This window comes from Aquimarina ulvae, assembly GCF_053613295.3.
Genome location: NZ_JBSIBP030000009.1, coordinates 68368 through 80620 on the forward strand (window position 1 = coordinate 68368; position 12253 = coordinate 80620).

The 12253-nt window shown below is 34.2% G+C and carries 10 protein-coding genes; 4 read left to right on the forward strand and 6 right to left on the reverse strand.

Annotated elements, in window-relative coordinates:
• Positions 1-209 precede the first annotated feature (209 nt).
• The gene (gene katG, locus ACWGOQ_RS17890) at positions 210-2423 is read left to right on the forward strand and encodes a catalase/peroxidase HPI (RefSeq protein WP_452057874.1); all 2214 of its coding nucleotides are present in this window, start codon (positions 210-212) and stop codon (positions 2421-2423) included.
• Between the two features lie 132 nt (positions 2424-2555).
• Here the strand turns inward: katG and ACWGOQ_RS17895 are convergent, their stop codons facing one another.
• Positions 2556-2732 carry a helix-hairpin-helix domain-containing protein gene (locus ACWGOQ_RS17895; RefSeq protein WP_452057873.1) on the reverse strand — a complete coding sequence of 59 codons (177 nt, stop codon included), beginning with the start codon at positions 2730-2732 and terminating at the stop codon, positions 2556-2558.
• Complete coding sequence (locus tag ACWGOQ_RS17900) at positions 2729-2914, reverse strand: helix-hairpin-helix domain-containing protein (protein ID WP_458202838.1); 186 nt, start codon at positions 2912-2914, stop codon at positions 2729-2731. The genes ACWGOQ_RS17895 and ACWGOQ_RS17900 overlap by 4 nt, the downstream gene beginning before the upstream one ends.
• Positions 2915-3257: 343 nt before the next feature.
• Here ACWGOQ_RS17900 and ACWGOQ_RS17905 point away from each other — a divergent pair, with 343 nt between their 5' ends.
• Together ACWGOQ_RS17905 and ACWGOQ_RS17910 are read left to right on the forward strand one after the other, a co-directional pair.
• Positions 3258-5111, forward strand: a complete 1854-nt coding sequence (locus tag ACWGOQ_RS17905; RefSeq protein WP_452057872.1) for a DNA topoisomerase IV subunit B — start codon at positions 3258-3260, stop codon at positions 5109-5111.
• A gap of 36 nt (positions 5112-5147) precedes the next feature.
• Positions 5148-7835, forward strand: a complete 2688-nt coding sequence (locus ACWGOQ_RS17910; protein ID WP_452057871.1) for a DNA gyrase/topoisomerase IV subunit A — start codon at positions 5148-5150, stop codon at positions 7833-7835.
• Between the two features lie 55 nt (positions 7836-7890).
• Here ACWGOQ_RS17910 and ACWGOQ_RS17915 read toward each other — a convergent pair whose 3' ends face one another.
• From ACWGOQ_RS17915 to ACWGOQ_RS17930, 4 genes are all read right to left on the reverse strand, one after another.
• Positions 7891-8907 (reverse strand): glycoside hydrolase family 11 protein, encoded by a 1017-nt coding sequence (locus tag ACWGOQ_RS17915; RefSeq protein ID WP_452057870.1) that lies wholly within the window; start codon positions 8905-8907, stop codon positions 7891-7893.
• A 175-nt stretch (positions 8908-9082) separates the two neighbouring features.
• Complete coding sequence (locus tag ACWGOQ_RS17920; RefSeq protein WP_452057869.1) at positions 9083-9661, reverse strand: PhnA domain-containing protein; 579 nt, start codon at positions 9659-9661, stop codon at positions 9083-9085.
• An 82-nt stretch (positions 9662-9743) separates the two neighbouring features.
• The gene (locus ACWGOQ_RS17925) at positions 9744-10127 is read right to left on the reverse strand and encodes a DNA topoisomerase IV (protein WP_452057868.1); all 384 of its coding nucleotides are present in this window, start codon (positions 10125-10127) and stop codon (positions 9744-9746) included.
• A gap of 77 nt (positions 10128-10204) precedes the next feature.
• Positions 10205-10684, reverse strand: a complete 480-nt coding sequence (locus ACWGOQ_RS17930) for a helix-turn-helix domain-containing protein (RefSeq protein ID WP_452057867.1) — start codon at positions 10682-10684, stop codon at positions 10205-10207.
• 385 nt (positions 10685-11069) lie between these two features.
• Here ACWGOQ_RS17930 and ACWGOQ_RS17935 point away from each other — a divergent pair, with 385 nt between their 5' ends.
• Positions 11070-12227 carry a M14 family zinc carboxypeptidase gene (locus ACWGOQ_RS17935; protein ID WP_452057866.1) on the forward strand — a complete coding sequence of 386 codons (1158 nt, stop codon included), beginning with the start codon at positions 11070-11072 and terminating at the stop codon, positions 12225-12227.
• Positions 12228-12253: the final 26 nt, after the last annotated feature.

Consider the following 12253-nt stretch of genomic DNA (forward strand, 5'->3'; position numbering starts at 1 on the left):
AATAAACCCTAACTGTTGATAGTTCAATTTTTTTACTTTTTTCAGTGCATTATAGATTATGAAAAATAATTGAAATAATCTTTCGGATAATTTTTGTTTTTAGTATCAATATTATTGATCGTTTATTCATTTAAATATATGATTGATCTATATATAATCGTATTACAATTGATTAAATTTGAAATAATACTTTAAAACTCAATAATATTATGGATAACACAGGAAGTTACAATATTAATAAGGATAGCGACATCAGCAAGTGTCCATTTATGGGAGGAGCTGCAAAAGGGGTTGCGGGACAAGGAACCACAAATCGTGATTGGTGGCCTAACGAATTAAAGTTAAATGTACTTAGACAACACGCTTCGAAATCTAATCCTATAGGAGAAGAATTTGATTATGCTGAAGCATTTAAAAGTTTAGATTATGTTTCATTAAAACAAGATGTTCTTAATCTTATGACCGAATCACAAGATTGGTGGCCCGCTGATTATGGGCATTACGGAGGATTTATAATTCGTATGGCCTGGCACAGTGCAGGTACTTACCGAGCTGGTGATGGTAGAGGAGGAGCTGGTTCTGGTTCACTACGTTTTGCACCTTTAAATAGCTGGCCGGATAATGGTAATTTAGACAAAGCTCGTTTATTGCTATGGCCAGTCAAAAAGAAATATGGAAATAAAATATCCTGGGCAGATCTAATGATCTTGGCTGGAAATTGTGCGATTGAGTCGATGGGACTAAAAACGTTGGGTTTTGCAGGAGGTAGAGAAGATGTTTGGGAACCAGAACAAGATATATATTGGGGGTCCGAAAAAGAGTGGCTCGGAAATGATGCGCGTTTCTCTGAAGGTAGAGATCAATTAGAGGCTCCATTAGGTGCTGTTCATATGGGACTTATTTATGTAAACCCTGAAGGACCAGATGGAACACCTGATCCATTAGGATCTGCAGCAGATATGAGAGTAACTTTTAGGCGTATGGCAATGGATGATGAGGAGATTGTGGCGCTTACCGCAGGTGGACATACTTTTGGTAAAGCACACGGTGCAGCCAACCCTGATCAATATGTTGGTATAGAACCACACGGCGCTTCAATCGAAGAGATGAGCACAGGATGGAAAAACACTTATAAAACAGGTGTGTTAGATCACGCAATTACCAGTGGATTGGAGGGTGCTTGGACACCAAACCCTGATAAATGGGATCACGATTATTTAAAGGTATTGCTAGATTATGAATGGGAGTTGACGAAAAGTCCGGCAGGAGCACACCAATGGACTCCTGTAGCAAGTGCCGATGCACCTACAGCTCCTACAGCAGGAGACCCATCTAAAAGACAAGCCTTAATGATGACTGATGCAGACATGGCACTAAAATTAGACCCTGAATTTCTTAAAATATCCAAACGTTTTAGAGAACATCCAAAAGAATTAGAAGATGCATTTATTCGAGCGTGGTATAAATTGACTCATAGGGATATGGGACCTATCTCCAGATATCTTGGACCTGAGGTTCCTAAAGAAGAATTTACTTGGCAAGACCCAATTCCAAAAGGAAAAACGTTGGGAGATTCTGATATTGTTTCTCTGAAAAAAATGATTTTAGTGTCAGGGTTAACAATATCGCAGTTGGTAACTACTGCTTGGGCATCAGCCGCTACTTACAGAGATTCTGATAAGCGAGGTGGAGCTAATGGAGGACGTTTACGTTTAGAACCACAAAAAAGTTGGGAGGTAAATAATCCTAAGTCTTTATCTAAAGTTTTAGAAGTTTATGAAAGTATTCAAAATGATTTTTCTGGAGATGTGTCTATTGCAGATTTGATAGTATTGGGTGGTAATGTAGGGGTGGAATTGGCAGCTAAAAATGCAGGATTTGACATATCAGTTCCTTTTACATCAGGTAGAGGAGACGCTACACAAGAAAAAACAGATCTGGTTTCTTTCGGATATTTAGAGCCACAAGCGGATGGTTTTAGAAATTACGTTCGAAGTGATCAGAAATCAGCTGCAGAATCTTTACTGATAGATCGAGCTCAATTATTAACTCTATCCGTTCCGGAGATGACAGTTCTTGTGGGAGGTCTACGAGTATTGGGAGCTAATTTTGATGGATCAAACCTTGGTGTGTTTACAGACAATGTTGGGGTATTGACAAATGACTTTTTTACAAATATTTTAGATTTCTCATATACTTGGAAATCTGTGTCTAATGATGACACAGTGTTTGAAGGTAGTGATCGCAAAACAGGTAAAGCAAAGTTTAGAGGAACAAGAGCAGACCTTATTTTTGGTTCTAATACAGAATTAAGAGCAGTCGCCGAGGTATACGGATCAGAAGACTCAAAAGAAAAGTTCGTTCATGATTTTGTAGCGACTTGGTCAAAAGTGATGAATCTTGATAGGTTTGACTTGAAGTAGAAACTAAGTATCAAGTTGTCGTATTCTAAAAAAAGTGATCTTTAAAAAAAGATCACTTTTTTTATTCTTGATTTTCTGCCCTAATCTAAATAGTATTTAGAACTCCGTGCCAATTCTTTAATGGTCTGTCTTTTAGATAGCCAAACTTATTTCTATAACTTTTTCTTTCCTTCGTAAATTTCCACCATTTTCTGAGTATTCACCGGTGTTCGCGACATGTACGACCAATCTAAATTGATCTTCTGCACAAGAATCTATACGATATCCTTTCTTTTTTTCATACTGATGTGTTAATTCTGCACCATTCAAGCTTTTAGTTCGATAACTGAATAATACCCAAGAAAAATTAAATCTTGTGCGAATTTAATTCCGATAGATGGTATGCGTTGAAAATCGCCTAAAGCATAAATTTCTTTTGCCCGTCTATTAGGAACGTCAAGAATGACCTCAAGTTTGTCCGCAGCATAATTGAGAATCTCAGATATTTTAATCTTCTGCCTCTTTCAGTGCGCTCTTTCGAAATTAAAAAGATTTAATTTGATGTGTTTTTTTCTTTTCATTTGGTATCAGATACAGAGATTTAAAAATATTTGAAAGCTCATATCAAATATAAAAAATAAGATATAAAGAATAAGTAATATGGTATACTGCTACTCTTATTATTAGAATGAATTACAAATGTAAATTGTTTAGTGATAGTTGTATTTCACCCTAAACTATTCTATGCCAATTAATCAACAAAAAATGTATTAGAATTGTTAATTACTTTGTAGTTTGGCTATTTCAATTTTGTAAGTGAAACCTTATATTAGCAAGCATTCTACCCAAAATTTTATGAGCGACGAAACTAAATATACGGAAGATAATATACGATCCCTGGATTGGAAAGAACATATCCGTATGCGACCTGGTATGTATATTGGTAAACTTGGAGATGGATCATCTGCAGATGATGGAATCTATATTTTGCTAAAAGAGGTGTTAGACAATTCTATCGATGAATATGTCATGGGTTCGGGAAAGACTATTGAGATCTCGATTCAAGGTGATAAGGTGATCGTAAGGGATTATGGTCGTGGAATTCCGCTCGGTAAGGTTGTAGATGTTGTCTCCAAAATGAATACAGGAGGTAAATATGATTCCAGAGCATTCAAAAAATCTGTGGGGTTAAATGGGGTTGGTACAAAAGCAGTAAATGCTTTGTCAGCATATTTTAGAGTAGAATCTACTCGTGATGGTAAATCTGCATCTGCAGAATTTGAACAAGGAAATCTAACCGATCAGGATATTTTAGATGAAACCTCCAGAAGGAGAGGAACAAAAGTTTCTTTTATACCTGATAACACAATTTTTAAGAATTATAAGTATCGTACAGAGTATGTTGCAAAAATGCTTAAGAATTATGTGTATTTAAACCCAGGACTGACCATTATTTTTAATGGAGAGAAATATTTTTCTGAAAATGGGCTAAAAGATTTGCTTTCAGATAACATCAATAAAGAGGATCGATTATATCCGATTATTCATTTATTGGGGGATGATATAGAAATTGCCATTACACACAGCAAAACACAGTACAGCGAGGAGTACCATTCGTTTGTTAATGGACAACACACAACACAAGGCGGAACCCATCAGGCAGCGTTTCGGGAAGCTGTGGTTAAAACGGTTAGAGAATTTTATGGTAAAAATTATGAGGCCAGCGATATTCGTAAGTCCATCGTTTCTGCGATTAGTATAAAAGTAATGGAACCGGTTTTTGAAAGTCAGACAAAAACTAAATTAGGTTCTACAGATATGGGAGGAGATTTACCTACGGTAAGAACCTATATAAATGATTTTGTAAAAACAAAATTAGATAATTTTTTACATAAAAATTCAAATACTTCAGAGGCTCTTCAACGAAAAATACTACAAGCAGAGCGAGAACGTAAGGATTTATCTGGGATACGCAAACTAGCTCGAGAACGTGCTAAGAAAGCAAGTTTACACAATAAAAAACTTAGAGATTGTAGAGTTCATCTTACAGATAGTAAAAAAGACAGAAATCTAGAGAGTACCTTGTTTATTACCGAGGGAGATTCTGCAAGTGGCTCAATTACTAAATCAAGAGATGTGAATACACAAGCCGTTTTTAGTCTACGTGGTAAGCCATTGAATAGCTACAACATGAGTAAGAAAATTGTGTATGAGAATGAGGAATTTAACCTATTACAAGCAGCATTAAATATTGAAGAATCTTTAGAAGACCTTAGGTATAATAACATTGTAATCGCTACGGATGCTGATGTTGATGGAATGCATATTCGTTTGCTGTTAATTACATTTTTTCTTCAATTCTTTCCGGAGGTAATTAAGGAAGGTCATTTGTATATTCTTCAAACACCGTTATTCAGAGTACGAAATAAAAAAGAAACTATTTATTGTTATTCAGAACAAGAGCGAAGAGATGCGATCAAGAAATTATCAGGAAAGCCTGAAATTACTCGATTTAAAGGGCTGGGTGAGATATCACCAGATGAGTTTGTACATTTTATAGGAGACGATATACGATTAGATCCTGTAATGTTAGATAAAGAAAAAACAATAGAAGAATTGTTGTCTTTTTATATGGGGAAAAACACACCAAGCAGACAAGAGTTTATCATAGAAAACTTGAAAGTAGAACTAGACGTAGTAGAAGATTAGTTGTAAGAAATACAAATAAGTGTTCCAGAAAAAAGTATGGATATAGAAAACGAAAACGAAGAACTTCATAACGATAATGAGCTGTCGCCAGAAGATCATCAGCCTCAAGAGGTGATTACCAAAGTTACTGGCATGTATAAGGACTGGTTCCTTGATTATGCTTCTTATGTAATCCTGGAACGAGCAGTACCTGCAATCGAAGATGGCTTAAAGCCTGTACAACGAAGAATTCTTCATTCTATGAAGGATCTTGATGATGGTCGGTATAATAAAGTAGCCAATATTGTTGGGCATACGATGCAATATCACCCACATGGTGATGCAAGTATTGCTGATGCGATGGTGCAGATTGGTCAACGAGAATTACTAATAGACATGCAAGGTAACTGGGGTAATATACTTACTGGAGATAGGGCTGCAGCTTCCAGGTATATAGAAGCGCGTTTATCTAAATTTGCTTTGGATGTGGTGTATAATCCAAAAGTAACAGATTGGCAGCTATCCTATGATGGTAGAAAAAGAGAACCTATAAATCTCCCTGTAAAATTTCCTTTGCTACTTGCTCAAGGCGCAGAGGGTATTGCAGTAGGATTGAGCACTAAGATTCTTCCGCATAATTTTATTGAGCTTATCGAAGCCTCCATAAAACATCTACAAGGAAAACGTTTTACAATATTACCTGATTTCCCAACGGCTGGAATTGCAGATTTTACTAACTATAATGATGGCAAAAGAGGAGGAAAGGTTAGAGTACGCGCAAAGATATCTCAATTAGATAAGAATACGCTGGTTATAAAAGAAATACCGTTCTCCACTACAACCTCTAGTTTAATAGATTCTATCCTGAAAGCTAACGATAAAGGCAAGATAAAAATTAAAAAAATAGAAGATAATACTGCTGCCGAAGTGGAGATTTTGGTGCATTTGCCAGGAGGTATTTCTCCAGACAAAACCATCGATGCATTATACGCATTCACAAACTGTGAATCATCTATTTCACCACTTGGATGTGTGATTGAAGAAAATAGCAGGCCGAATTTTATAGGAGTCACTGAAATGTTGAAACGTTCTACGGATCATACCGTAGAATTACTAAAGCGAGAATTAGAAATTCAGTTGAATGAGCTACAGGAACAATGGCATTTTGCTTCATTAGAGCGAATTTTTATTGAAAACCGTGTTTATCGTGAAATTGAAGAAGAAGAGACTTGGGAAGGAGTTATACAGGCAATTGATAAAGGGTTACAGCCTCATATAAAACACCTAAAACGTTCGGTTACTGAAGAAGATATTGTACGGTTGACGGAGATTCGAATAAAAAGAATCTCAAAGTTTGATATTGATAAGGCGCAACAGAAAATAGAAGCTTTAGAAGACGATATTGCCAAGGTGAAAAATCACCTAGAGCATCTTGTAGCGTATGCAATTTCTTATTTTAAAAGATTAAAAGATACGTACGGCAAGGGAAGAGAACGTAAAACTGAAATTAGAATTTTTGATGATATCGAGGCGACCAAAGTTGTTATCAGAAACACAAAATTATACGTAAACAGGGAAGAAGGTTTTGTGGGTACGTCGCTTCGAAAAAATGAATATGTGACCGATTGTTCTGATATTGATGATATTATTTGTTTCATGGCGGATGGTAAAATGATGATAACTAAAGTTGACGCTAAGACTTTTGTAGGGAAAGATATTATCCATGTAGCCGTCTTTAAAAAGAAAGATAAGCGTACTATATATAACATGATCTATCAAGATGGTCGAGGAGGAGCATCGTATGTGAAACGTTTTGCTGTTACAAGTGTTACCAGAGATAAAGAATACGATTTAACACAAGGAAAGAAAAGCTCCAAGATAACCTATTTTACAGCCAATCCAAATGGTGAAGCTGAAGTCATTACTATTTTTTTACGTCAGGCTGGAAGTATAAAGAAATTGAAGTTTGATCTTGATTTTTCAGATTTATTAATCAAAGGGAGAGGAGTTAAAGGGAATATTGTCACCAAATACAATATAAAAAAGATAGAATTAAAAGAACTTGGAGTCTCTACCCTAAAACCACGTAAGATTTGGTTTGATGATACCGTTAGAAGATTGAATGTTGATGGACGCGGTGAATTATTAGGAGAATTTAAAGGAGAGGATCGATTATTGATTGTTAATCAAAAAGGAATTGTAAAAACTATCATCCCAGAGATCACAGTGCATTTTGACCCAGATATGATCGTTCTGGAAAAATGGAGACCGATGAAACCGATCTCTACTATTTACTGGGACGGAGAAAAAGAACGATATTACGTAAAACGGTTTTTAGTAGAAAACCTTGATCGTGAAGAGACAGTGATTTCTGATCATCAGAAATCATTTTTAGAAATTATTTCAACTGATCATAGACCAGTGGTAGAAATAGTATATAATAAAATTAGAGGAAAAGATCAGAGGCCAAATGATGAAATTGATCTAGAAGAATTTATTTCGGTAAAGGGTATCAAAGCACAAGGAAATCAACTTACCGTAGAGAAGGTAAGGCAAATAAATTTATTAGATCCATTACCATATGATGAACCTGAAGATTTGCCCGCCGAGGAAATAGAAGTGGTAGAAGAAGAATCGGTCACTCCAGATTCAAAAACATCCGGGAGTTTCGAAACAGGTAATAAGGTTTCGTTAAACAATGAAGAGGAAGATGATGGGGATGGAGAGCAAACAAGTTTGTTTTAAAAAGTATAGATCACTTTAGAAAATCAAAATATTCTCAATCATGATTTGTACTTTTTTAGTAGACGATTAATTTTTCTACTACCTTGTGATTATCAATATTTAATGAAATAAAGTAAATACCTGATGTTAAATCAGAGATTGTAACTGTATTCTTTGTGTGATCGTGATCATAACTTTTCGATAGCATTTTTTTTCCAGAGGCGTCATATATCTTAAGTTTTTTTGTCGAATTAAAGGTTTTTTTAAATTTTATAAATGCTTCATCTTTTGTGGGGTTCGGGTAAATCTCAAAGTAAGAATTTTGATTTTCAAGATCATTTATACCTAAAGAACTAGTATCTGCAAATATGTCGAGCTCTATAAATTCAAAACTACCACTACTTTGATATCCTTCCACAACAAAAGAAACTTCGTGCAATTTACCTAGATTCATGTCGATAGACTCCCATTGTCTAAAATGCTCAGAAATATCTATGGCACCACTATTTCTTGTATCTCTTCTAATACTAAAATATTGTTGAAAAGTAGCATTGCCAACAATCGAAGGTTGATTCACTCTCGTATTCTCATATATATCATATACACTTCCATTTATTTCAAAAGATTTTTTTAAAACTGCTCCATTTGCCATTGATGGAATCCAGTTACGCCAATCTTCAATGATGTAATATTCTACAAGAGGCTCAATAGTCCATCCATATATAGATAAATAAGAGTTCCCGGAATTAGTTGAGGGGGTGTAGTTACAATCGTAAGTAGCGAAAAAATTTCCTATTTCTTCGTGCCGTTGAGTTTGATCATAACCTAACCCTCTTCTTGATAAATAATTTAGTATACCATCCCATTCTCCACTAAATAATGCCTCGTTTCCTAAAGTCATACAGGCAGTTCCTTGTGAATTTTGATTCCACAATTCGTATCTGAATCCATTTGCTTCTCCAGCAATTTGTTCTGACCCCGATTGTATACAATAAGTCTGCGCTCCGGCATTTAAAATATTTCCCAGAAAAAATAATAACAATAAAACAGAGAGAATTGTTGAGGTCCGTAATTTTGAAAAAGAGTTTTTCATTTTTAAAAATTTGATTTTTAATTAGTTACGATACTATATTAAAGTAATACTTTAGTTTGTTTAACAAAAGTAAAATTCTTAAATAACAACAAAAAACAAAAATTATGGAGTATATAAAGTATTTTTTTACTTAAATTTTAAGTAGTTTATACTTTATTAGATTTAAACAAATCAACTAAGATTTTTTTACAAATTTGGTTAGTATTACAATGTGTTGACCATTTACTTTTCCTTCAATATGTTCTGAATGATCGTGAACTAAAGAGATATTACGAACAGATGTACCTCTTTTAGCAGTAAAATTAGCGCCTTTAACATTTAGATCTTTTATCAGCACAACATTGTCACCAGCTTTAAGTAAAGCTCCATTTGAGTCTAAATGCTTAACAATACTGCTTTCATCATCACCTTCTCCTGTGGCTTTAGCCCAAGCCAACGTATCATCATCCAGATACAACATATCTAATAAGTCCTGCGGCCAACCTTCTGATCGTAATCGAGTAAGTAGTCTCCAGGCCATTACCTGAACTCCTGGAACTTGACTCCACATACTATCGTTAAGGCATCTCCAGTGATTAGTATTCGTAATAGAAGTGTCTTCTATTTGCCCCTTGCAAGTCTCGCATACCAAAATACTAGAATCTAACCCTACATTAGGGGATTTCGGGATGTCATATACTGATAAATCCTTGGCAGCACTGCATAATTCGCATTTAGATCCACTGCGCGTTTGTAATTCTTTTAGTTTACTCATATAATTTATTAAACAATAAGATTAGTTTTTTTATGCAAGCTATTTTAACCCTTAGGTTGTTGAAACATCATTGTAAAATAGGTTAATAATTATTTACTTTTTTTGCAGTTCCTTTTTGCTTATTTTTTTTGACACCCACTAACCCATATTCAAAAGTATAAGTGTCTTTATCTGTAGTCAAAATTTTCATGTGAATTGCTTTTTCCTCAGCCATGTTTTTAGGATGGAGTTTCTTTACAATATATTCGCAGTCATTGATCCAACGGATACTGGCTGTATCACTTTTTCCCTGAAAATAATCAATTTCGATAGAGTCATTGCGTACAAATGTAGTTTTGGCAAGCTCACCATTTAAGTATGTTTCAAATTCAAAAGTACCTGTATGAAAATCTGTACAGTCGCGCTTTTGTTGATAACAACCCATAAATAATACCGAAATAAAAAATAAAAAAACAAGTTTTCTCATGGAGTTTAATAATGGTCAACGAAAATAATTTTATTTCTATAGATTCTACGATTATGAATCAAAAAGTTGTTAAGATTTTAATTCCTATAAACTTCAAAAGATCCGTCGTTATAGAAGAATACAATTTGATTGATGTTTTTACCAGAAGAAAGAGTATTGATCGTGTCTTTTTTTACTTTTTGAACAGTTTCCTCAGATAGGCTAGGAGTATTTGTTCCCGTTTGAGAAAACAAATCTTGTTCCGTATCTGTAGAATTAGGTGTTTCAGATGGAGTGGGTTTTGTTGTTTTTGTTGGTGGTGTTATTTCTGCAACAGGCACTTCTTTTTCAGACTTCGGAAATGTTCCTTCTCCATATAACAACCAATATAATTCTGCTTCAGGATATGCTTCTGTAATTTTCATGACAAAATCTAAACTAGGTTTATTTCTACCAGATAGAATATGAGAAATAGAGGAGCGACCAACCCCCATAGCGTCTGCAAACGCAGATGCAGAAATATGATAGAATTTCATTATTTCTTGTATTCTTTTTCCAAAAGCTGCTGTGTTTACCATTGTAAACTATTTAAGATGTACGTATTGATTACAAAGGTAAACAAAAGAGCTAAAATAATAGTTTACAATTGTAACTTAAGTAAATAGACTGCTAAAAAATAATAAATAATAACTTTAGGTAATTTTAATTAATCAATTGAAATTTAATACTTTATAATTAATAATTTAATCTTTACGGTTAATCATGGATCTGTTACTTATTCTTAAAAACAACAAAGAATTATATGTTTAACATCTTAAACAAAATGAATATCTGAGAGGTTTACAAATGTAAATTTAGTTAGTTTACAAATGTAAAATGTATTTTAGTTTACATATGTAAAAACTACAATAATTGTTATGAATCTTCAGTAAACAGTAGTAATTTAGACACTTTAATTAAGTTATGGATATAGAAAAATTGTCTAATTTATTTGCAGCCTATAGAGAATCATCTTTATCAGGGCGTTATATACATTTAGGACACATCACTCCATTATTAGATCTGTTTTCACAAAAAATTCAATTGGAACTTTTGGGCACTTCAGAAAATAATGCTCCTGTACATCTTTTAACTTTAGGCAATGGGCCAAAGAAGTTATTGTTCTGGTCACAAATGCATGGGAATGAAAGTACTACCACAAAAGCAGTTTTTGATTTTTTAAATGTATTGACGGATTCTACTAATAAAATAGCTCACAACATTATAACTTCCTGCACACTACATTTTATCCCTATCCTGAGTCCTGATGGGGCAAAAGCGTATACCAGGCTTAATCATAATCATGTAGATCTTAACAGAGATGCACAAGATAAAACACAGCAAGAGAGCGTTATATTAAGCGATGTAATTCGTAGAGTTCAGCCGGACTATGCCTTTAATCTACATGGGCAGCGAACTATTTTTAGTGCAGGCGAAACCAAGCATCCAGCTACAGTCTCATTTTTGTCGCCCGCAAGTGATAAAGAACAGAGCATTACTACTTGTCGTAAAGTGGCCATGGAAATTATAGGTGCTATGAATTCGGTATTACAGCAAGTGATTCCGAGTAGTGTTGGGCGATATGATGATGGTTTTAATATAAATTGCGTTGGTGATACTTTATCAAATATTGGGATACCTACAATTTTATTTGAAGCAGGGCATTATAAGAATGACTACGATCGGGAAAAAACCAGAATGTTTATTTTTTATGCATTGGTTACTGCAGTTCAATACATTTCGGAAAATGATATACGAGGCGATCTTTATGAAAAGTATTTTGATATTCCTGAAAACGGAAAATGTTTTTATGATGTCATTATCAGGGATGTGATGCTTCATGAAAAAAATGTAGATATTGCGATTCAGTATACCGAAGAATTATCAGAAAATGATATTAAATTCATTCCGAAAATTGTTAAAATTGCGGATTTAGGAAATTTTTATGGTCATAGAGAGATTATCGGCAATAAACGAACAATACAGAACGAAAACGTTACAGTAGAGGTAGTTCCAGATCTTAAGATGTTAAAATTCTACCTAAACGATGAATTATTCTCAACAGAATTAATAAAAAGTTGAAAAAAAATGTATGAAAACATTATTTT